This is a genomic window from Massilia forsythiae (assembly GCF_012849555.1).
Lineage (GTDB): Bacteria > Pseudomonadota > Gammaproteobacteria > Burkholderiales > Burkholderiaceae_D > Telluria > Telluria forsythiae.
In genome coordinates, this window is sequence record NZ_CP051685.1 from 4114503 (window position 1) to 4139551 (window position 25049).

General features: G+C 71.9%; 16 protein-coding genes and 1 pseudogene. 1 reads left to right on the forward strand and 16 read right to left on the reverse strand.

The window, feature by feature from the left end:
• Positions 1-81 precede the first annotated feature (81 nt).
• From HH212_RS17525 to HH212_RS17545, 5 genes are all read right to left on the reverse strand, one after another.
• Positions 82-477: a MerC domain-containing protein gene (locus HH212_RS17525; protein WP_170203645.1), complete on the reverse strand. Its 396-nt coding sequence runs from the start codon at positions 475-477 to the stop codon at positions 82-84.
• A 31-nt stretch (positions 478-508) separates the two neighbouring features.
• Positions 509-2629, reverse strand: a complete 2121-nt coding sequence (locus HH212_RS17530; RefSeq protein ID WP_229217328.1) for a TonB-dependent receptor — start codon at positions 2627-2629, stop codon at positions 509-511.
• 139 nt (positions 2630-2768) lie between these two features.
• On the reverse strand, positions 2769-4271 hold the full coding sequence (locus tag HH212_RS17535; RefSeq protein ID WP_170203646.1) for a DUF3526 domain-containing protein: 1503 nt from the start codon (positions 4269-4271) through the stop codon (positions 2769-2771).
• A complete protein-coding gene (locus tag HH212_RS17540; protein WP_170203647.1) occupies positions 4268-5725 on the reverse strand; it encodes a DUF3526 domain-containing protein in 1458 nt (485 codons plus the stop codon). Before HH212_RS17540 ends, HH212_RS17535 begins: the two co-directional genes overlap by 4 nt.
• Positions 5718-6422 (reverse strand): ABC transporter ATP-binding protein, encoded by a 705-nt coding sequence (locus HH212_RS17545; protein ID WP_170203648.1) that lies wholly within the window; start codon positions 6420-6422, stop codon positions 5718-5720. The genes HH212_RS17540 and HH212_RS17545 overlap by 8 nt, the downstream gene beginning before the upstream one ends.
• A gap of 237 nt (positions 6423-6659) precedes the next feature.
• On the opposite strand from HH212_RS17545, the gene HH212_RS17550 reads away from it, so the two are divergent.
• The gene (locus tag HH212_RS17550) at positions 6660-6968 is read left to right on the forward strand and encodes a hypothetical protein (RefSeq protein WP_170203649.1); all 309 of its coding nucleotides are present in this window, start codon (positions 6660-6662) and stop codon (positions 6966-6968) included.
• Between the two features lie 4 nt (positions 6969-6972).
• On the opposite strand, the gene HH212_RS17555 is transcribed toward HH212_RS17550, so the two are convergent.
• The 11 genes and pseudogenes from HH212_RS17555 to HH212_RS17605 form a co-directional block, all read right to left on the reverse strand.
• Entirely contained in the window at positions 6973-7929 is a 957-nt protein-coding gene (locus HH212_RS17555; RefSeq protein ID WP_211172358.1) for a diguanylate cyclase domain-containing protein, read from the reverse strand.
• Positions 7926-11534, reverse strand: coding sequence for a hybrid sensor histidine kinase/response regulator (locus HH212_RS17560; protein ID WP_229217329.1), 3609 nt, complete (start codon positions 11532-11534; stop codon positions 7926-7928). Before HH212_RS17560 ends, HH212_RS17555 begins: the two co-directional genes overlap by 4 nt.
• A 4-nt stretch (positions 11535-11538) precedes the next feature.
• Entirely contained in the window at positions 11539-12981 is a 1443-nt protein-coding gene (locus HH212_RS17565; RefSeq protein ID WP_229217330.1) for an oxygenase MpaB family protein, read from the reverse strand.
• Complete coding sequence (locus tag HH212_RS17570; protein WP_170203650.1) at positions 12978-13847, reverse strand: carotenoid biosynthesis protein; 870 nt, start codon at positions 13845-13847, stop codon at positions 12978-12980. The genes HH212_RS17565 and HH212_RS17570 overlap by 4 nt, the downstream gene beginning before the upstream one ends.
• Positions 13847-16108 (reverse strand): TonB-dependent receptor, encoded by a 2262-nt coding sequence (locus HH212_RS17575; RefSeq protein WP_229217331.1) that lies wholly within the window; start codon positions 16106-16108, stop codon positions 13847-13849. Before HH212_RS17575 ends, HH212_RS17570 begins: the two co-directional genes overlap by 1 nt.
• 255 nt (positions 16109-16363) lie before the next feature.
• Complete coding sequence (locus HH212_RS17580) at positions 16364-16915, reverse strand: GNAT family N-acetyltransferase (protein WP_170203651.1); 552 nt, start codon at positions 16913-16915, stop codon at positions 16364-16366.
• Positions 16916-17357: 442 nt separating this feature from the next.
• Positions 17358-18635, reverse strand: coding sequence for a metal-dependent hydrolase (locus HH212_RS17585; RefSeq protein WP_170203652.1), 1278 nt, complete (start codon positions 18633-18635; stop codon positions 17358-17360).
• Between the two features lie 127 nt (positions 18636-18762).
• Complete coding sequence (locus HH212_RS17590; RefSeq protein ID WP_170203653.1) at positions 18763-19731, reverse strand: threo-3-hydroxy-L-aspartate ammonia-lyase; 969 nt, start codon at positions 19729-19731, stop codon at positions 18763-18765.
• A 109-nt stretch (positions 19732-19840) separates the two neighbouring features.
• Positions 19841-20119, reverse strand: a pseudogene (locus tag HH212_RS17595) (gamma carbonic anhydrase family protein); the annotation flags it as partial.
• A 143-nt stretch (positions 20120-20262) separates the two neighbouring features.
• The gene (locus HH212_RS17600; RefSeq protein WP_170203654.1) at positions 20263-20976 is read right to left on the reverse strand and encodes a 4'-phosphopantetheinyl transferase family protein; all 714 of its coding nucleotides are present in this window, start codon (positions 20974-20976) and stop codon (positions 20263-20265) included.
• A 4-nt stretch (positions 20977-20980) separates the two neighbouring features.
• Positions 20981-25021: a Pls/PosA family non-ribosomal peptide synthetase gene (locus HH212_RS17605; protein ID WP_170203655.1), complete on the reverse strand. Its 4041-nt coding sequence runs from the start codon at positions 25019-25021 to the stop codon at positions 20981-20983.
• Positions 25022-25049: the final 28 nt, after the last annotated feature.

The following is a 25049-nucleotide window of genomic DNA, read 5'->3' on the forward strand; positions in this document are numbered from 1 at the left end:
TCTACAAGGCCATTCTATCGATGCGTGTTTATGCGTAATTGATCTTAACCAAGGTGCATGATGCGCACGGGGGCGGGGCGATCAGCCGGCGTTTCCGGGACGGCAGCACCGGCAGCAGGCGCGGTTGCGCAGGTGCGCCGTCGTCAGCAGCAGGGCGCCGGCGATGCTGAGCCAGGTCTCCGCCGCGTCGCCGTAAGACGGTCCGACCGCGAACACCGCCGTGGCGAGGCAGCCGATGCCGGCCGCGCCCAGCAGCGGCACCAGCGCGCGCCGGTGCGACAGCCAGCCCGGCGCCAGCCCGGCCAGTGCGGCGAACAGCGCGGCGCCGACCATGGCCTGGTGGAAGCCGGATTCGCCGCGTTCTCCGCCCAGCACCGGCACGGCGAGCAGCAGCAGCGGGGCGGCCAGGCAGTGGACCAGGCACAGCGCCGAGGCCAGCACGCCGACCGCATCGCCCAGGCCGCGCAGCTTGTTCATGCGCTCTCCTTCGCCGGGTCGTCGGCGCGCATCAGAAGAAGCGCCGCAGCGACGCGCCCAGCTGCGTCTTCGGCACCGTGGACACCAGCAGCCCGGCCGTGGTGCCGTAGGCGATGTCGCTGGCGAAGCGGTGCGGCTGCAGCACCGCGTACAGCGAACCCTGGTAGGGGCCGCGGTCGTAGGTCGCCTTGACGTCGTAGCGCACGTAGGTCGGCATGGCGCGCAGCGTCGACGGTGTGCCGGCGTAGTACGGGTTGCGCGCGGTGACGTAGACGTCGCCGTTCAGCGTCAGCCGGCCGGCGCCGGGTTCGCCGCGGTACTGGACGCCGCCTTTCCAGGTGTGCGCCGGCACCGACAGCAGGGCGCCGGTGCCGGGCGTCGGGTTGTCGAGCCGGGCGCGCAGGATGCGGCCGTAGCTGAGGTAGGCGCTGGTCGCGCGCGTGGCCTGCCAGCGCGCATCGAATTCGTAGCCCTCGCGCGTGGTGCGGCCGGAAGCGACATACACGTCCGGCGCGGTGTTGACGATCTCGTCGTCGTTGGTGATGCGGTACACGGCGCCGGACAACTGCCAGCCGTCCAGCGGGCGCGCGTCGAAGCCGAGGTCGTGCGAGCGTACCTTGCTCGGCGCGATCGACGCGTTGACGCGCCCGCCCGGCGCGCCCAGCGGCCCCAGATTGCCGCTGGCGCTGATCTGCTCGGCGGCCGGCGAGCGGAAACCCTGCGCCACGTTGGCGAACAGGTCCAGCCGCGGCAACGCACTCCACAGCGCGCCGGCCTTCGGCGTGAACACCGATCCCTGGTAGCCGGTCGACGCCGCCGGCAGCTTGCGGTTGACCAGGTCGTAGTCGAAGCGGTCGTAGCGCGCGCCGCCGTGCAGCTTGAAGTCCGGCAGGATGCGGTACTGGCCCTGTGCGAACACGCCGTAGGTGCGCAGGTTCAGGTACTGGTCGTTGATGTAATTGGCGGTCGGCTGGCGCAGCCGGTACTGGCGGCGGTAGGCGTCGCCCTGGTCCTTGCGCGCCTCCGCGCCGGCGCTCAGCACGGCGGCTTGCCCGAAGGTCCAGGTATTCGCCAGGCGCGCGCCGTAGATGTCGCGCTCGTCGTAGCCGAAGGTGTGCTGGGTGGTGCTGGTGGTGATCGCGCGGCTGCGCTCGAAACCCTCGACGTAGGCGGTGGCCGACCAGCCGGCTTCACCGCCGGCCGGACGGCGGTTGAACACCACGCTCTTGCGGTGCGCATCGCCGAAGCCGGGCAGGTCGTACTGCACCGCGCGCGGATCCAGGCCGGCTTCGAGGGACGGCAGCAGCAGGTAGCCGGCGCCGGCGTAGTCGGCGCGGTAGTAGCTGGCGCGCAGGCTGTAGACGCCGTCGCCGATGGTGCGCGACAGCTTCCAGAAGACGTTGATGCGGTCGTTATGGGCGCCGCGGCGGAAGCCGTCGGTGAGGTAGCGGTCGGCCACCAGCAGCGAGCGCGTGCCTTCGTGCTCGCCGGACAGCGTGAGCGAGGCGCGCCGGCCGCGGTAGCTCTCCAGCGTCAGCGCCGCGCTGGAGGCGGTGGCGGCGCCGCCTTCGCGCGTGGCGATGTCGACCGCGCCGGCGCGGTTCTGGTCGCCGTACAGTGCCGAGACCGGCCCCTTGATCACGTCGATGGTAGCGATCATGTCCGGCGTCAGCCATTCCAGGAACACCGGTCCGTGGCCGGCGCCGCCCTGGCTGGACGGCATGTTCTGCGGCACGCCGTCGACGTACACCGCGGTGTCGGCGCCGTGCGTGCCCTGGGTGGCGAAGCCGCGCATGCGAAAGCCGTTGCCGGTGTCGCCCTGGTCGATGTTGTTGGCCACCACGCCCGGCACGCGCCGGAACACGTTGGAGATATCGCGCCCGACGTTGATGGTGGCGATGTCGTCCGAGGTGATGCTGGTGACCGTGGACGGCAGCGACCTGGCGCCGCTGCCGGCGGCGATGCGCGCCTGTTCTTCCTTGCTGCCGCGGATTTCGACCACCTGGGCCGGCGTGTCGTCGAGTACGTCCTCGTCGGCACAGGCGACGGCCGGGCACCCGAGGGCGCAGCCGAGCAGCACGGCATGCGGGAGGGCGCGCAGCGGCGCGCGGGCGGGTGGACGGGACGGGTGGAAGCGGGTCGGTCGAGGCAAGGTGAAAGCTCCGGTGGAAAAAACGAAAGGGAAGGAAGGTCGCGTGCGTCCGGCAGCCTGCGATGCGGGCGCCGCGGCGATGCCGGCGCCGCGGGGCATGGACGGCACGGCGCGATTTCCTCGATGTGAAAAGCCTGCGTCAGCCGTCATGGCGCGCACGTGCAAGACGCAGCGCCCCCGGCGCCAGCGCGGCGAAGGCGGCGGCCCAGGCCAGCAGGGCCAGCGTGCGCGCCGGCGGCGGCGCCTGGCGCGCCAGGCCGGGCGAGGCGGCGAACAGCGGCACCCGGTCGAAGTCGCGGAAGCCATAGCCGCCCAGGCAGGTGCGCGGGCAGGGCGCGCGCTCGTCGCCGAGCGCGGCGCGCTGGATCGCGCCCTGGAAGAAGTCGCGCAGGCCGCCCTGGTAGGACGCCACTTCGCCGATGAAGTCTTGGTAGCGCGCCGCGTCGTTGCCGGCGACCGTGGCGAAGGCCTGGCTGGCCAGCGTGGCCGGACTGAAGGCGCTCAGGCGCGCGGACAAGCCGGCGCGCGCCGCCTGCGCCGCGGCGAATTCGGCGTCCACGCCGCGCATGGCCAGTTCCAGTTCCTGCGCGCGCTGCAGGCGCGACACGCTGGCGGGGACCTGGTCCAGCGCCGTGCGGCGCGGCTTCCATTGCGGATGGCGGTCGTAGAAGCGCGCCAGGCTGGCGGCGCCGTCGGCGGCCACGCGGTCGCCGGCGTCGCGCAGCGCCTGCACGTAGCGTTCGCGCGCCGGCAGCGGCGCGCCGATGCGCAGCGCGGCGTCGAGCGCGCCCGGCAGCACCACCGCGAACAGCAGCCACAGGCCGAAGCCGGCGAAGGCGGCGCTCGGGCGGTCGGCGGCGAGCGCGCACACCGCCATCGCCACCGCGGCCCAGAACGTGGAGTAGGCCAGCGTGACGGCGCTCCACCAGCCCAGCGCCGCCAGGCCGGCGCCCGTGGCCGGCACGCTGCCGGCGGCCAGCGCCGCCGCGCCGACCGCCGCGACCAGGAGCACGGTCGCCAGCAGGCTGCGCGCGCCGGCCTGCGCCGCCAGCAGCAGGCCCGGGCGCACACCCTGCAGCAGCAGGCTGCGCAGGCGCCGGCTTTCGCGCTCGCGGGTCAGCACCGAGGCGCACAGGGAAAGCAACATCAGCGGCCACAGGTACACCGTGAAATACGCCAGGTCGTAGCGGCCGGCGGCCAGCCGCGCCGGGTGTTCGATCTCGCCGGCGGTGCGCACCGAGTCCATCGATTCGGCGCGCACCCGCACCGTCGGCGGCTGCACGTCGGCCTGGCCGATGGCCAGGCCTGCCCCGGGCAGCAGCGGACGGCTGGCGAAGGCGACGTGTTCGCGCAACGCGTAGCCGCGCACGTCGACCGGCGTGCGGTACCACAGCAGGGCCGCAAATTCGGGCGCGTCCGGATCGGCGAAGTAGCGCGCCGCCAGGTCCTCGGCCGCGCGCCGGGCGCCGCTTTCCTGCGCGGCCGCGGCGCGTTGCGCGGCTTGGGTGTGGCGCTGGAAGCGCACGCCTTCGAACAGGCCGTACAGGGCCAGCAGCAGCGCCGCCGCCATCAGCAGCAGGGCGCCGCGGTCGCGCCGCAGCATGCGCAGGTCGTAGGCAATCAGGGTGATCAGCCGGGTCATCTGGCGCTCCCGAGTCGCAGGCGGTGCAGTGCGGCGGCGGCCAGCGCCACCGCGGCGGCGCACAGCGCCAGCAGCGGCAGCACATGCCGCACCAGCACGGCGCGCAGGTCGAGCGGCGCATAGGCGAAATGCAGCGGCGGGATGCTGCGCCACAGATCTGCGCCGGCCTGGTAGCGCGCGCCCGCGCGGTCCGGGTGGCGCACCACTTCGGCGTTGAGCAGGGCCTGGACCAGGCGCCGCTGGCGTTCGGCGGCGCGCACGAATTCGACGTGGGCGGCGTTGTCGCTGGCGGCCAGCCGGCTCGACAGCCCGGCGACGGCCGCTGCCGGCGACAGCCAGCCGGCCAGCGCCATGGCCCGGTCCTGGCGCGCCATGGCATCGTACAGGCGGCCGTAGTGGCGGTCGAAGATGCGGTTGCCGTGCTCTTCGCCCTGCATCAGGCCGATGCCGCGCCAGTTGACCGGCAGCGCACCGGGCGCGCCCTGCACCGCGTCGGCCACGCCGTAGCGCGCCAGCAGCGCGCGCCTGGCGCGCTCGGCCTCGGCCGGGTCCTCCGGCATGCCGAGTTCGTCGTCGATGCCCTGGCGGAACGCCTGCAACGTCGGCAGCGGCGCCGCCGCCTGCGCCAGTTCGACGGCGGCGCGCGGCAGCACCAGCACCAGCACGGTCCAGGCCGTGAGCAGCAGCGCCAGGCTGGCGTGCAGTGTCGGCGCCAGCGCCGAGGCGGCCGTCACCAGCGCCGCCCAGGTAACCAGGTACAGCAGGTAGCCGGCGCCGAACAGCGCGCCGCGCAAGGCCGCGTCGGCGAACGGTTCGGCGGCGCCGGCCTGCCAGGTCGACAGGACGATCGCGGCGCAGGCCGGCAAGGACATCGCCAGCGCCAGGCACAGTAGCACCGCCGCGCGCGCCGCCGCGATGGCGCCCAGGCGCGCGCCGTTCAGGCGCAGCGCCGGCAGCATGCCGCGTTCGCGTTCGGCGGCGAACATGCCGAAGCCGAGGAATACCATGGCTGCCGGCGCCAGCACCTGCAGCACCAGCGCCGGGCTGAGGCGGAACTGGCGCTCGGCGCCGCCGTCGTCGGCGGCCGGGCGGTACACCATGTCGTTCTGCCTGTGCGCCTCCAGCCAGATGCCGGCGCCGACATACCGTTCGACCCCCGGATCGAGCGCGGCCAGCGCCGGCAGCGGCTTGAACACGTACACGCCGTAGTGCGCGGCCGCATGCGGATCCTTGCCGCCCTGGTGGACCCAGCGCGTGCGTTCGGCGTCGGCCGCGGCCTGGCGCGCCGCGCGCGTCTGCGCCAGGTCGAGCGCCGCCAGCAGCGCGGCGCAGGCGGCCAGCGCCACGCCGATGCCGAGCACCAGCGCCACGCGCCAGTCGCGCCGGCGCTGGCGCCAGTCGGCCTGCCAGGCGGCCAGGAATGCGGCGACGAAGCCGCCGCCGGCGTCAGGCATGGCCGCCGAGGCTGCCGAGGTAGTTGCGTTCGAGTTCGCCCGCATGCAGGTCTCCCAGGTTCCATTCATCGATCAGGCGGCCCGCCACCAGCACCCCGCAGCGGTCCGCCAGTTCCTGTGCGCGCAGCAGGTCGTGGGTGGCCATGATCACGGCCGCGCCCTGGTCCGCCAGTGCCCGCACCAGGGCGCCGAAGGCCACGCTGGCCTCCGGGTCCAGGCCCGAGGTCGGCTCGTCCAGCACCAGCACTTGCGCGCCCTTGGCCAGCGCCATCACGATGCCGACCTTCTGGCGCATGCCTTTCGAGTAGCCCTGCGCCGGCCGGTGCCAGGCGTGGCGCGGCAGGCCGGCCCGTTCCAGCAGCGCTTCGATCTGCGCCGGCGTGGGGCGCCGGCCCAGCAGGCGCATGAAGAATTCGACGTTCTCGACGCCGGTGAGGCGCTCGTAGAGCGCCACGTTCTCGGCGATGTAGGCGGCGTGGCGGATCGCCGCCTCGGCCGGCGCCAGCGTCGATCCGGCCAGCTCGATGCGGCCGCCGTCGGGCCGGACGAAGCCCAGCAGGCAGCCGATCGTGGTCGATTTGCCGGCGCCGTTGGGGCCGAGCAGGGCATAGATCTCGCCCGGCCCGACGCGCAGGTCCAGGCCGTCGACGGCGAGGCGCTCGCCATAGCGTTTGGTCAGTTGCTCGATTCGGATCATGGATGGATGGGCGTGCGCAGGCCAGCGGCGGCTGCGCATGCCGCTTCATTAATTGCAGTTGAGTTGCAATAATAAGCCGCTACCGTTCTTATTGCAAGAAACATGCATTAATGGATTGTTGAAGCGGGGAGCGGATATGAAGGGCAAAGTTGACTATAGACAACTATTTTCGAGGAGCAGGGACTAGACTCGGTTGCCTGGCCGCTCTTCCGAGCGGCGCTTCCTCCCCTGGAAACCATGCGCGATTCGCTCGTCTACCTGGCACGGCGCCGTCCGCCGCGCCAACCCGGCCATATCCGCCTGTGCGTCGGCGTGCTGCTGGCCATCGGCGCCGCCGGCCGCGGGCTGGCCCTGCTGTGCGGTCATGAGGAGTATGTATCGCTGGCCGCGCTGGGCCTGGCGGCCCTGGTGCTGGCCGATGGCGCCAGCGGCATGCGCCATGCCGGCGCCGCATTGCGCAGGGCGATGCTGGCCGGCGCGGCGCAATTGCCGCTGCTGGCGCTGGGCTTGGCGGGCGCCGGCCTGCTGCTGCTGGGGCGGGCCTAGACCCTCAATCGCGCCAGGCGACCCGGTCGCGGCCTGTCTGCTTGGCGCGGTACAGGCAGGCGTCGGCCGCCTCGAACAGCGCGGCTTTGCTTTCGGCGCCGTGCGCGTCCAAGGTCGCACCGCCGATGCTGACGCTGAGCAGCGGTCCCGCGCTGGACGCCTGGTGCGCGATCTGCAGTGCGGCCACCGCGGCGCGCACGTTCTCCGCCACCTGGTATGCCTGGGCGGCATCGGTGTCGGGCAGCAGCAGCGCCAGTTCTTCGCCGCCGTAGCGCGCGGCCAGGTCGGCCGGGCGGCGCAGGCCGGCGCCGGCGGCGCGCGCCACGGCGCGCAGCACGCGGTCGCCGGCCGGATGGCCATAATGGTCGTTGTACTGCTTGAAGCAGTCGATGTCGAGCAGCGCCAGCGACAGCGGCCGGCCGCTGCGCCGTGCGCGCTGCCACTCCAGCTCGAACAGCGCGTCGAAGCGGCGCCGGTTGGCCAGCTCGGTCAGGCTGTCGACGTTGGCCAGCCGTTCCAGCATGCGGCGCTGGCGCACCAGCTGCAGGTGCAGGGCCACGCGCGCCATCACCACGGTGGCGTTGAACGGCTTGACGATGTAGTCGGAAGCGCCCAGCTTGAGGCCGTTGGCCTCGTCTTCCGGGCGGTCCATGCCGGAGATGAAGATCACCGCGGTCTGTGCGGTGTCGGGATCGCCGCGCAGGCGGCGCAGCACCTCATAGCCATCCATGTCCGGCATCATCACGTCGAGCAGGACCAGGTCGGGCATGTGGCGCGCCACCCGCTCCAGCGCCTGCTCGCCGTTCTTGGCCAGCAGCACCGTGTATTCCGGCTTGAGCAGTTCGGCCAGCACCTGGCGGTTGATCGCATCGTCGTCGGCGATCAGCACCTTCTGCGGTTCCGGCGCGGCGCGTCCCGCGCCGTCGCCGAACGCGCTTTCCTCGTAGGCGCCCCCGCTCACGACGGCTGCTCCGCCGTGTCAAGGACTCGTCCCAGCGCCGCCAGGTGCGCCAGCGCGGCATCGTATTCGATGTCGTCGACCGCCTGGCGCAGCGGCGCCAGCAGCGCGATCCGTTCGCTCGCGTCCTGACCCGCCTGCGGCATGCCCTGCAGCGCCGCCTGCAGCGCATCCAGTGCGTCCTCGGCGCGCGCGTCGTCGTCGCGCAGGAAGGTTTCCAGGCGCGCCAGCAGCGCCGCGATGTCCGCGCCGGACGCCGCGGCGGCCGGGGCGGCGCCGGCACCGGCGGCGGCCGGCGGCGCGATGCGCGCCAGCCCGCCCAGCACCGTCTCCAGCGCCACGATCAGGTCCGGCGCCAGCAGCGGCACGCGCTCGTGGCGGCCGGCGCGCAGTTCCTGTTCCAGCGCCCCGGCCAATGCCGCCAGCGGCGCCGCGCCGATGTAGGTGGCGCCCGATTTCAGGTTGTGCGCCAGCGACTGCAGCGGCACGTAGCCGCCGCCGGCGAGGGCGTCGCGCATCGCCTGCGGCGCCGGCTGGTATTCCTGCAGGAAGCCGGCGATGCGGCGGCGCAGGCGCACCGGCTCGCCGCCGGCGCTGGCCAGCGCCCTGGCCCAGTCCAGGCCGTGCACGGTCGGCAGCTCGGCCGGCAGCGCCGCATGCGCCGCGTGCGCGCCGGCGGAGATGGCCGGATCGAGGGCGCGCGGCGGCACGCTGCGTCCCGCCAGGCGCGCCGGATCGATCCACCCGAGCAGGGCGCGGAACAGCAGGTCGGGGTCGATCGGCTTGTCGACGTGGTCGTTCATGCCGGCTTCCAGGCTCCTTTCGCGGTCGCCGGCCATCGCGTGCGCGGTCATGGCGATGACCGGCAGCCCGGCGCGCTGCGGCAGCGCACGGATGCGGCGGGTGGCGCTGTAGCCGTCCACCTCGTGCATCTGGATGTCCATCAGCACCAGGTCGTAGTCGTGCTCGCGCACCATCGCGACCGCTTCCTCGCCGCCGGTGGCGACGTCCACGTGCATGCGCGCCGCGGCCATGAAGTCGAGCGCGACCTCGCGGTTGTTGGCGTTGTCGTCGACCAGCAGGATGCGCGCGCCGTCCAGGCGCGCCAGGTCCAGCGGCGCGCCGGCCACCGTCGCGGCGGCGTCCGCCGGCGCCAGTTCGGGGCGCAGCACCTGCACCAGGCTGTGGTAGAGCAGGGCCGGACCGACCGGCTTGGTGAGAAAGGCGTCCAGCGGCAAGTCGCCTTCCTGCGCCAGCACGCCGTCGCGGGTGCACACGCTGACCATCAGGATCGACGGCGGCGCCCCCAGGCTCGGGTCGGCGCGGATGCGGCGGATGGTCTCGACGCCGTCCAGGCCGGGCATCATGTAGTCCATCAGCACCACCTGGTAGGGCTTGCCGGCGGCGGCGGCCCGGGCCAGGCGCGCCAGCGCATCCTCGCCGGAGACGGCGGCGTCGGCCTTGACGCCGAAGCCGTCCAGCATGTCCACCAGCGCCTCGCGCGCGCCGGTGCTGTCGTCCACCACCAGCACGCGCAGCTGTCCCAGCGCGTCGGCGGTGGGCGCCATGTCGTCCGCGGCGGCGTCGCCGATGCCCAGGCGCGCCGTGAAGCTGAAGCGGCTGCCCACGCCCGGCGTGCTGGTGACGGCGATGGCGCCGCCCATCAGTTCCACCAGCTGCTTCGAGATCGACAGGCCGAGGCCGGTGCCGCCGTACTTGCGGGTGATCGAGCTGTCGGCCTGGGTGAACGACTGGAACAGGCGCGCCAGCTGCTCGGCGTCCATGCCGATGCCGGTGTCGCTGACCGAGAAGCGCAGCACCACGTGCCGTTCGCCGCGCTCGGCCACCTCGACCGCGACCACGATCTCGCCGCGCTCGGTGAACTTGACCGCGTTGTTGGTCAGGTTGATGAGCACCTGGCCCAGGCGCAGCGGATCGCCGACCAGGCGGGCGGGCACGCCGCGCGGCACCGAGAATACCAGCTCGACGCGCCTGGCGTCGGTCTTCAGCGCGGTCAGGCTGGACAGGTGCTCCAGCAGCGCGTCGAGGTCGAACGGCACCGACTCCACCGTCATGCGCCCGGCCTCGATCTTGGAAAAGTCGAGGATGTCGTTGATGATGCCCAGCAGGTGCTCGCCGGCGCCGAGGATCTTGGCGAGGTAGTTGCGCAGCTTCGGATCCGGATCGGCCATCAGGCCGAGGCGGCTCATGCCGATGATGGCGTTCATCGGGGTGCGGATCTCGTGGCTCATGTTGGCCAGGAATTCCGACTTCATGCGCGTGGCCGCCTCGGCGCGCAGCATGGCGTCGCGGATGGCCTTGGTGCGCAGCCCGAGGATGCGCATGAACACCACCATGTCGAAGGTGTTGCCCAGCTGGGTCGAGTGCATGGTCCAGAAATTCGCGTCCATGGTGCCCTTGATCACGAACGACTGCAGGGCGGCGCTGGAAAAGCTGACCGCCCAGCCGACCAGCAGGTAGATGCCGACCTGGTCGCCGCGGCGCGCGCGGCCGAAGGCGCCGGGCAGGCCGAGCAGCATCGGCAGCACGCCCAGGGTGCTGCTGATGGCCACCAGGGTCTGGTCGTGGATCAGGTCCAGGCCGAAAGCGAGGGCGGCGAGCACGCACAGGACCGCGCCGGTCTTGGTCAGGCGCGCATACAGGCGGTCCATGCCGGGGCGGATCAGCGCCTGGCCGACGAACAGGTAGGCGCCGCAGGCGGTGAGCAGCGCGATCACGCCGGTGGCGTGGACGATGGCCCAGTCGTTGCCCTTCCACAGGTAGGCGGCGCCCAGGCCCGACCAGGACAGGTTGTACAGCGCCAGCCCGCCGACCAGCATCGCGTACTTGACGAACAGCGAGTCGCGCAGGTTGATCCACTGGCCCAGGCTGTACAGCAGCAGGCACAAGGTCAGGCCGCCGAGCAGGCCTTGCAGGATCTGCTCGTCCATCGCGCCCTGGTAAAAGACGTCCGGCTTCTGGAAGCTGACCGGCATGATCTTCGGCCCGTTGGTCTCGACCCGCAGCAGGACTTCGTAGGGCACGCCCGGCGCCAGCCGGGTGGCGAAGGCGGGCACCGGGCCGCCCAGCGCGCCGGCCGGCGGCTGGCCGCTGCCGCCCACGGCATGCTGCACCACGCGGCCGCCCTGCGCCAGGTAGAAGTCGACCCGGTTGAGCAGGCCGAAGTCGAGCTTGACGGTCCAGGCGCCGTCGCCGCCGGGCGCCGCCTGCACCGGAATGCGCAGCCATACCGGGCCCTTGTGCATGCCGAGCGTGGCGTAGGCGCCCGTCGGCCTGGCGAAGCGCTGCGGCGCCGCCAGCACGGTCTCGACCGGCAGCACCGCGCCGTCCTCGCGCAGCAGCGTGGCGGCCGGCCAGCCTTCCACGCTGGGCGTGCGCTGGTCCAGCAGCAGGCCGGCCGGCGCGGAAGCGGCGCCGGCGGCCAGCGCCGGCATGGCCCACGCCAGCATCAGCATCAGCATCAGCACCAGCATCAGGGCCAGGACGAACGCCGACAGCGTGCCTGCCGGGCGGGCCGGGCGGGAAGCAGCGGGGCCGGCCTGGAACAGCAGGCGTGCGGGATCGGCGGGACGGACGGCATTCGGCATCGGGTTATCCTTGGGTCGTGGCCGCGCGCGCGCGGACCGTGAAGCGCCGTTCGAGCGCGTTCATCCAGCGCGGCGCCTGCGGGTCGTGGGTCCAGGCGCGCACCACGCCGTCGACCTGGTTCAGCAGCGCGTCCGGCAGCTTGAGCGGACGGGTCTGGTCCATCAGCACGCGCACGGTGAAGTGGTAGCCGACGATGCGGGTGGCCAGGCGCGCCAGCGAGAAGCCGGGGAAGAACGGCCGCGCCAGCCGGTCGATGGCGCGCGTCAGGCCCATGCCGAGCGCGAACGCGATGCGCGCCGGCCGGCCCACGTGGCCGTCCAGCCCGATCGTGCGCGCCACCGCCGCCCCGCACAGGTGGCGCGCCAGCAGCACCGGGAAGGGTTTCAGCAGGCCGGCGGGAATGTAGCGCTGCAGCGCCGCCATCAGCGCCTGGCCCAGCGCCGGGCGCGGGTCGGGCGTGCGCGCCTGGTCGCGGGCGCGCGCCTGGATGGCGTCGAACAGCGCCTGCGCCTGTTCCATGTCCTCGGGCATCAGCTCGCGCTCGATGCCGAGCAGGTGGCCGAGCACGTTCCAGGCGTGCAGGTAGGCCCGCTCGGCATCGTGCCCGGCGCCCACGCCCAGGCGCCGCATGGCGCGCAGGAACACGTAGCCGAAGGTCAGCAGCGTGTAGGCCAGCTCTTCCTGGTTGCAGGGCAGGCCGCGGCCTTCGCTGTCCCAGCCGTGCGCGTACAGCGCTTCCTGCATGCTCGGCCCGCGCGGCGCCAGCCTGGGCAGGCGCGCGAAGCGCGGCGACCTGGAAGCATCGTCGACCACGGCGTCGGTCGCGGCCACGGCCTGTTGCGGCGTGCCGCGCAGGATCAGGTGTCGGATGGTGGCGTGGATCAGGCGCACCTTGATGGCCTGGGCCACGCCGCCGCCGGCGGGCGTGCTCAAGCCGCCGCGCATCATGACCGGGAAGATCATGGCGGCGGTCGAGCGCACCCGGTAGTCGGTATGCTGCTCCAGCTGGCCGGCCGTGTGCAGCACGGCGGCCAGGTCGGGCACGGCATAGCACTCCGGCAGGCTGGCGCAGAACAGCAGGGTGACCGACATCATGCTCATGTCCATGAACAGGCGCTCGGCGCCGGCCAGTTGCCCGGCATCGGCCCAGCCGGGCAGCACGCGCGCGGCGCGCACGTAGTCTTCCAGCGCCGCGGCGACGTGCGCCGGCACCCCGGCGTCGGCGCGCCAGCCGTCCAGGTCGGCGTTGGTGCGCCAGCGCGCGATCTGGCCGTTCAGCAGCGCGATCAGGTCCATGTCCGGGCCGTCGCCGGACCCGGCCCGGGCGCCCGTACCGGGGCCGAGGATGCGCGCGATGGCGGCGTCGGCCAGCGGGTCGGCGCGCCATGACGGGCCGGCGGCCGGCAGGCTGTCGAGTGTTTCCGTGAATTCGCCGTCGCGCATCATGCGGCCTTTTTCATCGATGCCGGCTGCTGTGGCGCGGCGTCGGCCAGCACCCCGCGCCAGCGCAGCAGGCCGCAGCCCGCGCTCAACAGCGGAAAGCCCATCGCGAACAGGGCGATGGTGCGCGCCTCGACCGGATAGCCGAGACAGACCTGGAACAGCATCAGGCCGGCGTAAACGCAGAGCGGCACCAGTACCGGGCCGGTTGCATGCCGGGTGGCCGGTGCCGGCATAGCGTCCGTGCGGTCCGGCGCGCCGCCGCTCAGCCGGAACGCCAGCAGGATCGCGAACGCGACCGTCATCCAGCCGGCGAAGCCCTGCACGGTCTCGCCGAACCAGGCGCCGTCGGTGCGCGCCATGATCCAGGCGCGCAGGCGGTACACCATGTACGGATCGACGCCGAGGTCGTAGCAGGTGACCACCGTCGCGCCCACCAGCGCCAGCAGCGCGTGGCGCGCGGGCGATCCGCGGCCGGCCTCGACCGGCGCCTGCCAGACGATCAGGTTGGCCATCACGTAGCCGATGTAGCTCAGTGCGAACCACATCAGCGGGATCACGACCGGCACCGCGCCCAGGCGCGGCCCGAGCACGGCGGTGTAGGCGTAGCGGCCGAACAGCCAGCCGTACGACGCGCCCAGCTGTTCCGCCAGCCAGCCGATGGCGCAGGCGACCAGCAGCAGGCGCAGGGCGGCGCGGCGTCCCAGCACGCGGGCGGCGCTGGCCCAGCAGGCGCCGGACATCAGCAGCGCGCCGAGCACCAGCACGAAGGTGGTGGCGCCCTCGCGCAGGGCGAGCGCGGCGAGTACGACGGCGGCGATGGCGGCGGCGATGGCGATGGCGCTGCCGGAAAAGCGGCGGAATGCGTCCATCAGAACCGGTAATCCAGGCGCATGTCCGCGGTGCGCGGTGCGCTCGGCACCGTCAGGCCGGAGGCGCTGATGGTCAGCGGCCGCACCTCGTTCTCCAGGTTGCGCACGCGCGCCTGCAGGCTCCAGCGCCCGCCCAGCGGTTCCCAGCCCAGGCGCAGGTCGGACTCGGTGTGGCCCGGCACGCGGAACTGCAGCTGCTGGGTCGGCACGCTCAGCAGGTAGGCGGCGCTGGCGCGGGTGGAAGCACCCGCCGTCAGCACGCCGCCGGCCAGGTCGAAGCCGTGCTCGTAGCCGAGCGCCAGCGTGCGGCCGGGCGCGCGGTCGAGCTTGACGCCGGCCCAGGAATGCAGGCTGTCCGGCATGTAGCTGGTGTAGTGCGCATCGAGCAGCGTGAACGCGTAGGTGACGCGATCGTGCGCCGTCGCGCGCACCTGGCCGTCGGCTTCCAGGCCGCGCACGGCGGCTTCGCCGGCATTCGTGGTCTCGTAGCGCGGGCGGCCGTTGACGACCGTCTCGGCCGACAGCTGCAGGTTGCGGTAGTCGTAGTGGAAGGCGGCCAGGTTCAAGCTCGCGCGGCCGTCCCAGAAGCGGGTCTTGAGGCCGGCTTCCCAGGCGCGCACGGTTTCCGGCCGGTACACCAGGGTATCGGCCGGCACGCCGCTGGCGGCCGGGCAGGTCACCGTGCTGCCGGCCACTACCTGGCTGGCGCCGCTCACGCAGCCGTCGTTGAAGCCGCCGGCCTTGTAGCCGGTGGACACCGAACCGTACAACAGGGTGGCCGGGGACAGGTCGTAGTCCAGGCCCAGGCGCCAGGTGGTCTTGTGCGACGAGATGGCGCCGGCGTTCAGCTCGCGCAGGTCGGTGGCCGGGTTGAAGGCGGCCTTTTGCTGGTAGCCGATGTACCCGTAGCGCGACTTGTCGTCCTCGGTGTAGCGGGCGCCGGCGGTGGCGCGCAGGCGCGGCGCGATGGCGTAGGTGGCCTGGCCGAACACGGCCTTGCTGCGCGCGTCGACCGGGTCGCTGTCGAACACGTAATAGGGCGTCAGGCCGACCGGTTGCAGGTCGCGGAAGTCGTACAGGGCGGTGGCCTTCTCGTGGAACCAGTAGACGCCGGCCTGGGCATTCAGCGGGCCGCTGCCGTTGGTGGCGATGCGCAGTTCGTGCGAATCCTGGGCGTAGTCGGCGTGGAAGTCGTTGCGCGTGCCCAGCGCCACGGTCGGCGCCACCCGGTAGTAGAAGTTGTACAGGTAATCGTGCTCGAAGTGGCGGTGCGCGCCCAGCCAGGAGACGGTGGCCGGGCCCAGGTCCCAGGCCAGTTCGGCCGTCAGGTTGGCGGTCTTCTTGCGCGAATAGCCCTGTTCCGGCACGCTGTTGGGCGCACGGAAGCGGTTGGTCAGGCGCCGGCTGGTGCTGTCGTCGTTCCACACCGGCTTGCCGCTGGCGATGCCGCTGTAGAAATTGGCGTCCGGGACGGCGCTGTCGTTGTTGGTGTCGTCGCGGCCGGCGTCGTAGCGCACCAGCGCCGTCACGCCGTGGCCCGGGCTGAATTTTGCCGACAGGCGCGCGGCGCGGTCGTCGCGGTCCAGGCCCAAAGTGTAGGGCGTGCCCTGGCCGTTGCGCAGGTAGGCATCGTGGCGGTTGGCGGTGACGGCGGCGCGCAGCGCCAGCATGTCGTTCACCGGCACGTTGACCATGGCGCCGGCGTTGCGCGTGCCGTAGCTGCCCACGGTCGCGTTGGCGTTGCCCTCGAAGTAGGGCGCCGGCGCCTTGCTGATCACGTTGACCACGCCGGCGGTGGTGTTGCGGCCGTACAGCGTGCCCTGCGGACCGCGCAGCACTTCGATGCGCTCGACGTCGTAGAACGATACGGTCTGGCTCTGCGGGCGCGCCAGGTAGACGCCGTCGACCATGAAGGCGGCCGACGGGTCGCCCTTCTCGGTGACGTCGGCGTTGGACACGCCGCGGATCGCGATGCGCAGGCCGTCGAACGATTCCTGCAGGTAGACGTTGGGCAGGCGCGCGCCGAGGTCGCCCGCCGTGTCCAGGCCGGCCTTTTCCAGATCGGCCCCGCCGAGCACGCTCATGGCCACCGGGGTCTTCGATTCCGGCGCCGCGCTGCGCTGGGCGGTCACGATGATTTCGGGGATGGCGGCGCCGCTGTCGGACTGCTGCGGCAGGGATTGGGCGGCGGCGCCCCAGGCGATGCTGGACATGGACAGCGCCAGCAGCGTAGGGCTCAGGCGAACCCGTTGATTCTTCATGAAACTTCCTCGTTGTTCTTATCGATGCGCGCACTCTTTCCACGCGCGATGGAGAGAGGGCGGATGCTGGATTGCTTGGCCGGGTTATGACGAGCGGGTCAGACCGGCATTGTAAAAGTTAATTCCAAGGAGAAATAGTGCTCAAAAGCTACAAAGCCCCGAATTAATGGAAAGAAATTACGAACGCAATAGTCTATTTTATTTCCACTTGGAAATCCACTGCCGGTTCAGCGATGGAGAGGGCGGCAGGCGGCGCTATGCGGGATTGATCAGCGAGGTCAGCACCATGTCTTCCCAGCGGCCGTCGATGCACAGGTAGGAGCGCGCATAGCCTTCGCGCTCGAAGCCGAGCCGGGCCAGCAGGGTGGCGCTGCGCAGGTTGCGCGGCAGGTGGCAGGCCTGGATGCGGTGCAGGCCTTCGCGCTCGAACAGGTGGGCGATGCCGGCGGCGGCGACCTCGTGCATCAGGCCGCTGCCCTGCCAGGCCTCGGCTACCGAAAAGCCGAGGTGGCAGGCCTGGAATACGCCCCGGGAGATGCCGGTGAATGCGCAGGTCGCGGCCACGGCGCCGCTCTCGCGGTCGAGCGCGATGAAATGCAGGGCGGTGCCGGCGCGTGCCTCGTCGACCGATTGCGCCAGGCGCTGGCGCGCCGCCTCCTCGGTGAAGTAGGCGGGCGTGCGCGCCGGTTCCCACTGCGCCAGGTGCGCGCGGTTGCGCTCGCGGTAGCGCAGCAGCAGGCCGGCGTGTTCCGGCGCCAGCACGCGCATCACGGTGCGCGCGGTAGGAATGGTCGGCAGGTCGCTCATGGGCCGATTGTAGCGGCTGGCGCCGGGCAGGTGGGAAATGCGCGCCGGCGCACGACTGACGCCGCGCTGAGGCGGGAGCGGCATGCGCTTACGGTTGGACGTCATGCAGCGGATGGCTGCTGCATGCCGGACCGGTTCAAGCGGCGCTACGCTGCACGCGCCAGGCCCGATAAGTCAGTATGGCCCAGATGGCCGTGGCCATGGCCAGCATGGCGGCTACGCCCGGGTGATGGGAGGCCAGGAAGGAGGCGCTGCCGATGGCAAGACAAGCCGTGGCGGCCAGAAAAAGTCTTGCTGACGGCTTGTACTGCATCGACGGTGGTGTGGAAGGCATCGGTGGTCGTTCGTTGTCCGTATTGACGAGGCCTTGCAGTATATCCAGGCGCTGCCCACGCATGTTCACGGATTGTCACGGCAGGCGCCGGTCCTGGCGGTACGGCACTCAGCGGCCGCCCAGCAAGTCCGCGCGCGGATAGCCCCAGCCCGGCACCGGATGCGGGCAGGGCGTGTGCGCCTGCGCCGCCACGTCCAGTGTCGAGAAATTGCGTGCGCCGGGCGGGCCCCAGCGCATGTCGGTGGCCAGGCCGTCGGCCAGCGAAGGCGCGCGTGCGAAACGCATCCAGGCGTTCACGTGGCAGTCGTGCCGCGCCAGGCCGCGCAGCGCCGCCAGGCTTTCGCGCTGCTCGGACAGCCAGGCCAGCCGCGGCGTCGCGTCCGCCGGTGCGCGGCCGGCGATGCCTGCCGGGCAGGACGATACCGGAACGATGGCGGGCGCGATGCTGAGCAGGCCGCGGCGCAGGTGCAGGCTGGCGGCGGCTGCCGTCGTGCCGGCTGCCACGCCGCCATCGCCGCCCACCGCCACGCTGACGAACGACCAGCACAGCGGGTTCGCCGGATAGGCGGACAGGGCGGTGTCGAGCAGGCGCTCGCCCGGATCGAGGCCGTGCAGCGCAGCCGCGACCAGGGTGCGCGCCTGGTGCAGCGCCAGGCCCTGCACCGCGACCAGCGCCAGCGATGCCGCCAGGCCGGCCGCCAGCGCCGCGCGTCCGCGGTGCGCGCGGCCTTCGGCCGGCGCATTGCGGCGTTCGACCCGGGCCAGCAGCAGCGCCAGCAAGACCAGGCCGGCCAGCGAGAGCGGGTGCAGAAAGCCGGCCAGCGTGGCCGCCAGCGGCACCGCCAGTAGCAGGCCGAGGAACAGGCGGCGCCATCCCGGGCGCGGCACGATGGCGGCCAGCGGGATGCCGAAGGCGACCCAGAACACCGGTTCGACGATGAACACCAGGTCGCCGTAGTACCAGCCGCGGTCGAACGGCCAGAACGGATGCACGCCGTAGACGTTGAGCGCATCCATGGACAGGTGCAGCGCCAGGCCCGCGCAGGCGGCGAGCAGGGCGCCGCCGCGCGCGCTGCGGCTTGCCTGAAGCAGGCGGCGCGCGTTCGGCCACAGCAGCCACACCAGGCCCAGCAGCAGCGCCGCTTCGGCGACGGCGCCGACCAGCGTGTGCGTGTGGCCGCGGTGGTGCAGCAGGTAGCCGAGCGGGGCGTCCAGCAGCCTGGTCAGCAGCAAGTCGAGGTCGGGGAAGTTGCTGGCCAGGCCGCCGATGGCGAGCAGCATGCGCTGGCGTGTGCGCGCATGCGTGGCATCGGGCTCGGCCGGCAGGCTGCGGTCGATCAGGGCGCCGACGCCGAGGCCGACGACGGAGTGGGTGATATTGTCCATCCCGCAATCTTAGCCGGATCGCAAGCAGGGCGGCGCCCGCCGCCGCCGGCCTCGGCGTGCAGCCGGCAGGCGTCGGCAACCGGATCGCCGGCAAGCGGATCGCCGACGATCCGGCCGCAGCCAGGCCTCAGCCGGCCAGGAAGCCGCTCAGGCGCGCCAGGTCGATGTTGCCACCGCTGACCAGGATGCCGACCCGCTTGCCGCGCAGTTCGTCCTGCATGCGCCGCGCCGCGGCGAAGCCGAGGCAGCCGGTCGGTTCGGCCACGATCTTCATGCGCTCGGCGAAGAAGCGCATGCACTGCACCAGTTCGTCGTCGGACACGGTCAGGATGTCGTCCACGTCGCGCCGGATGATCGGGAAGGTGAGATTGCCCAGGTGCTGGGTCTGGGCGCCGTCGGCGATGGTCTTGGGCGTATCGATGTGGACGATGGCGCCGCTGCGGAACGATTGCTGGCCATCGTTGCCGGCTTCCGGCTCGACGCCGTACAGGCGGCACTGCGGCGCCAGCGCGCGCGTGGCCAGCGCCGAGCCGGCCAGCAGGCCGCCGCCGCCGAGGCAGACGAAAAACGCGTCCAGCGGCCCGGTTTCCTCGAACAGTTCCTTGGCGGCGGTGCCCTGGCCGGCGATCACGTCCGCATGGTCGTAGGGCGGGATCAGGGTCAGGCCGTGCTTGTCGGCCAGGTCGCGGCCGATCTGTTCGCGATCTTCCGTGTAGCGGTCGTACACCACGACGGTGCCGCCGTAGCCCTTGGTGGCCGCCACCTTGGCGGCCGGCGCGTCGTGCGGCATCACGATCGTGGCGGGCATGCCGAGCAGCCGCGCCGCCAGCGCCACGGCCTGGGCGTGGTTGCCCGACGAGAACGCGACCACGCCGGCGCGCCGCTGTTCCGGCGTGAACCTGGCGAGCGCGTTATAGGCGCCGCGGAACTTGAAGGCGCCCATGCGCTGCATGTTCTCGCACTTGAAGAACAGTTCGGCGCCGAATTGGTCGTTGACGGTGCGCGAGGTCAGCACCGGCGTGCGGTTGGCGGCGCCGGCGATGCGCGCGGCCGCCTGGACCACGTCGTCGTAGGTGGGCAGGTCGAGTGAGGTCATCTGGTGTCTCCGGTTGTTGGATGTCGTTGCAGGCGGCGCGCAGTGCGCGGGGCATGGCCGAGGTTCAGGCCCGCTGCGCGGCGCCGAGATAATCGTCCTTTACCCGCAGCAGGATCACCCCGTGCCCGACCGTGACGTGGTCGCCGATGACCAGGGGCGACCCCTGCGGCTTGTGCGGCGTCCGGTGCGACACGTGGCCCATGGTCAGGTCCTGGATGTTGGAGCAGCGGCCGACCACGATGTCGTTGACGTCGCCGCGCAGCACCGCGTTGCACCACACCGACGAATCGGCGCCGATGCTGACCTTGCCGATCACCTGGGCCGAGGGATGGAGGTAGACACGCTCGCCGAGCGTCGGCGCGGCATCGAGGTAGTGCGAGATCGGCATGTTCTTATGGCTGGACGGGGCGGTTGCTGTGACGCTGGATATTGTGACAAATATCTATCCAGGGTACAAGCGCAGGGTACAAGCGCAGGGCGGAAACGATATGTTGCCGCGATCGAGGCTGTGCGGCCGCGCCGGCTTGCGCGTCAGCCCAGCGCCAGCGCGCCGCAATAGGGGGCGGGCACGTCCAGCGGCAGGCAGGCGATGGCCGCGTCGATGCGGCGCGCGTCGGCGCCGTCCCACTCGGCCAGCGGCAGGCCCAGGCACTTCAGGCGCGCTTCGCGTTCGCTCCAGGCGCGCGCCAGCGCCATCGGGCGCTGCGCGTCGGGCAGGCCGGCCAGGCGCCGCGCCGCGTCCGGTCCCAGGTAGTCGTGGGCGACGGCGCGCCAGTCGGGAATGGCGGCGCTGCGCATGAGGTCGATGCCGACGCCGCCGCTGCCGGCGCCATTGCCGACGCCACCTCGGGCGTTCCCGCCGGCCTGCGTCGTCCGGATCGCCGCCAGCGACAAGTCACCGTCATGGCTGATCGAGAGCGCCACGCGGCGCCTACCGCCATCGCCATCCGGGTCGAGCAGGGCATGCGGCGCCTGTCCCGGCAGCGTGCGCAGGACGATGCGGGCGGGAGCCAGTCCGGTCAGCCGGGCCAGGGCGGCGCCCAGCGCCTGGCGGATCGCATGGCGCGCCGCGTTACGGCCGGCGTCCCGGCCGCGCACGCCGATCACCAGCGCGCCGGGCGCCACGGCGGGCGCGGCCGCCGCATCGCGGCTGCGCCCTTCGATGGGAAAGAGAGGATCGCTGCCGGGCAGGTCAGGCGCAAATCCGCGTTGCGCCTCCCACCAGTGCACCCCCACCGGCGTCATCGGATCAGGCCCGCACCGGCGCCGCCGGCAAGCCGCTCCAGCTGGTCGCCATCGGGATGTGCTCGCCCTTCATCACCAGCGTCAGCGGTCCCAGGCGCGCGTTGTGGCCGACCTTGGCGCTGTACAGCACCGTGCTGCGCGGGCCCACGTACACCTTGCTGCCGATCTCGACACGGTCGATCTTCATCACGCGGTCCTCGAACAGGTGGGTCTGCGGGCAGGACAGGGCGTTCAATTCGCTGTGGTCGCCGATGGCGACGCAGTCAAATTCCGTGATGTCGGTGGTGTCCATGTAGACGCCGCGGCCGATGCGGCAGCCGAGCAGGCGGAACGCCAGCGGCAGCCACGGCGTGCCGCGCAGGTAGCGCATGAAGTTGGGCACGGCGATGCCCTCGTACATGTTGGTCACGCCTTCGGACAGCCACACGAACGGCGTCCACATCGGTTCCGCGCGCTTTTTATAGCGGCCCAGCAGCAGCCACTTGAAGGCGACGATGAACAGGTAGCAGCCGAAGCCGTAGGCCAGGCCGACCAGCGCCAGGTCCCAGATCACTTCGCCCCAGCGGCCGGCGCCGGCGATCGGCATCAGGTCCAGCACCACCGTGTAGCCGACCGCGATCACCACCGCGTGCGGCGCCACGATGCGGAAGGCTTCCACCAGCGTGCGGCCGAAGCGGCGCAGCGGCGACGGGTGGTAGGTCAGGTGTTCCGGGTAGCCGCTGACCTGCTCGCGCGCGGGCAGGTGGATCGGCGGCGAGCCGAGCCAGGTCTGGCCGCCGCCCATGTGGTGGTTCGCCGGCGCGTGCGTGTGCACGCCGACCAGCACGCCTTCCGGCAGCACGGTGCCGTCCGGGATGTAGCTGCCGTTGCCGACGAAGCTGCGGTTCGACACCACGGTCGGTTCCATCGTCATCCAGCCGCCGTCGATCTGCTCGTCGCCCAGCATGACGGCGTCGGCGATGAAGGTCTCGTCGCCCAGCGTCAGCATGTCCGGCACCACGCCCATCGCGGTGGAGATCTCGGCGTCGCGCCCGACCTTGGCGCCCAGCAGGCGGTACCAGAACGGCGCGAACACGGTGGCGTAGATGCCGTGCAGGACGTTCAGGCTCGATTCCTGGATGTGGCTGACCATCCATTTCTGGCAATAGGTCTTGCTGTGCACCGCCGAGCGGCCCGGGGCCAATCGCGGCAGGAAGGTCCAGCGGATGCCGGCCGAGACCAGCATGGTCAACAGAATCAGCACCGCGCTGGCCGGCAGCGCCAGCAGGAAGTAGCGCGTCAGCTGGCCCAGGATGGTGTTCTCGCGCACCATCGCCAGCGCGCCGCGTTCGTCGAACCAGTCGATGAGGACAAAACTCGGGAACACCGGCATGAAGAACAGGGTCGCCACCAGCAGGATGCCGAACACGAAGAACAGCATCTCGCCGGCCAGGCGCGCGCCGCTGGCGTGCGGGCGCGCCGGCAGGGCGGACGTGTCGAAGGCGCCGGCGTCGCGCGCGGGTGAACCGCTCCACACCCGGCCGTCCGGGACGGCGGCGCCGTCCTGCAGCGCCGACTGGCCTTCCAGGTGGCCCAGCTTGCCGACCCGGGTATTGCCTTCCAGGATCGCGTACGAGGAGACGCAGGCGTCGTCTTCCAGCGTGATCTGCCCCAGCAGCAGGCGGCCGCGCTCGACGCGCGCGTTCTCGAAATTCACCGCGTTGCCGATGCTGACGTTGTCGCCGATCGCCAGCAGGTCGGGCGCGCGCAGCGTCAGCGACCCGATCACCACGTCGTGCCCGACTTTCGCGCCGAGCAGGCGCAGCCACCAGGTGTACAGCGACGAGCCGGCCAGCAGGTAGGTCGGCGCCGCTTCCAGCAGGCGGTCGGACAGCCACCAGCGGAAATAGGTCATGCCCCACAGCGGATACGAGCCGGGTTGCAGGCGGCCGGCCACCAGCCACTTGCCGCCGATGGCCAGCACGAATTCCATCAGCGTCGCCAGCAGGAACACGCCGATCGAGGCGGCCACCGCGCGCGCCACCGAGTCGCCCGGGTCGCCGGTAAAGAAGTGATAAGTGAAGAACGGCGCCAGCCACTGCGCCATGCGCAGCGTCACCAGCACCGGCACCGTGGCCAGCTGGGCCAGGCCGCACAGCCAGCGGTGCAGCGGCGGCGGCGGCGTCCAGTCTTCCTCGGCCATGGCGGTGCCGGCGGCCTGGTCCAGGCTGGAGGCGATGGCGCCGATCTGCCGCTGCTGGTAGATGTCGCGCACCGTCACGTGGGCGAAGCGCGGGTCGGCGCGCAGCGCGGTGGCCAGACGCGCGGCGAAGAACGAGTGGCCGCCCAGGTCGCTGAAGAAATCCAGTTCGCGCCGCAGCGGCTGGCCGGGGAACAGCCCGGCCAGGGCGGCGAACAGCGCTTCCTCGCCCGGCGTCTCGGGGGTGTCGGACTCGGACGCGTCGGCGGCCGGCGGCGCGCTCAATGGCATCGCCTTGAGCGCCTTGCGGTCGATCTTGCCCGAGGTCAGGCGCGGCATCAGCGGCAGCACTTCGAAGCGGCTCGGCACCATGTAGGGCGGCAGGCGCTCGGCCAGCGCACGGCGCAGCACGGCCGGCGCCAGCCGCTCGTCGTCCGCGCCGTTCGACGGCACCAGGTAGGCCACCAGGCGGTCGATGCCGTCGTCCTTACGCAGCAGGACGGCGACGGTGCCGACGCCGTCCTGCTGTGCCAGCACCGCTTCGATCTCGCCCAGCTCGACGCGGAAGCCGCGGATTTTCACCTGGTCGTCGGTGCGGCCCAGGCACACCACCTGGCCGTCCGGCTCGATGCGCGCCAGGTCGCCGGTGCGGTACAGGCGCGCATCGTCGTCGCCCGCCGCCCACGGGTTCGGCACGAATTTTTCCGCCGTCAGGTCGGGCCGGCCGAGGTAGCCGGACGACAGGCCGGGACCGGTGATGCACAATTCCCCGGTCTCGCCGCGCGCCAGCAGGCGCAGGCCGTCCGGGCCGGCTTCCGGCGCAATCACCAGCAGGCCGTAGTTGGGCAGCGGGCGGCCGATCGTGATCAGGCGGCCGGGTTCGAGTCTGGCCAGGCTGGCCGAGACGGTCGCCTCGGTCGGGCCGTAGGTGTTGAACATCTGGCGGCCGGGCTTCGAGAAGCGTTCGACCACGCTGTCCGGGCACATCTCGCCGCCCAGGTTGATGATGCGCAGGCCGGGCACGTCGTCGGCGAACAGCGACAGCAGGGTCGGCACCGCGTGCAGCACGGTGACGCGGTTTTCCGCCAGCAGGCGCGGCAGCGCTTCCGGGTCGCCGGCGGTTTCCTTCGGCCCCAGCCACAGGGTGGCGCCGACCAGGTAGGAAATCCAGATCTCCTCGAACGACATGTCGAAGGCCACCGAGAAGCCCTGGTAGACCCGGTCCTGTTCCGTCACCCCCAGCACCTCGTTCTCGCTGCGCAGGAAATGGCAGATGCTGCGCTGGTCGATGCGGATGCCCTTCGGCTTGCCGGTCGAGCCCGACGTGTAGATCACGTAGGCGGGGTCGCCGCCGGCTACCGCGCCGCGCCGCAGCAGGGCGGCGCCGGCGGCGGCCGGGGCCAGCAGGCTTTCCGCCATGTGCACCGGCTGCGGGATGCCGCCCGGATGGTCGTCCAGGCGCGCGCGCATGCGTTCGCTGCTCACCAGCGCCGGCGAGCCGGCGTCTTCCATGCACACCAGCAGGCGCTCGACCGGGGTGTCCTCGTCGACCGGCAGCCAGGCGGCGCCGGCCTTGGCGATGGCGGCCTGCAGTACCAGCAGCTCGATCCCGCGCGGCATCCACAGGCCGACGATGTGGCCGGGCCGGATGCCGGCCTCGATCAGGCGCGAGGCCGCCAGGTCGGCCAGTTCGTCCAATTCGCGGTAAGTGAGATTGCGCGCGCCGGCCACCAGCGCCAACTGGTCGGGGATGCGGCGCGCGGTCGCCTCCAGCAAATCGGCCAGGATTTCGTCGCGCAGCAGCGCCGGTTGGTGCGGCCCATACAGGACGTCGGGGTGCCGGGTCGGGGAAGAGTGATCGTTCATCGGCAACAGATGAGGGTAAGCGAAACGT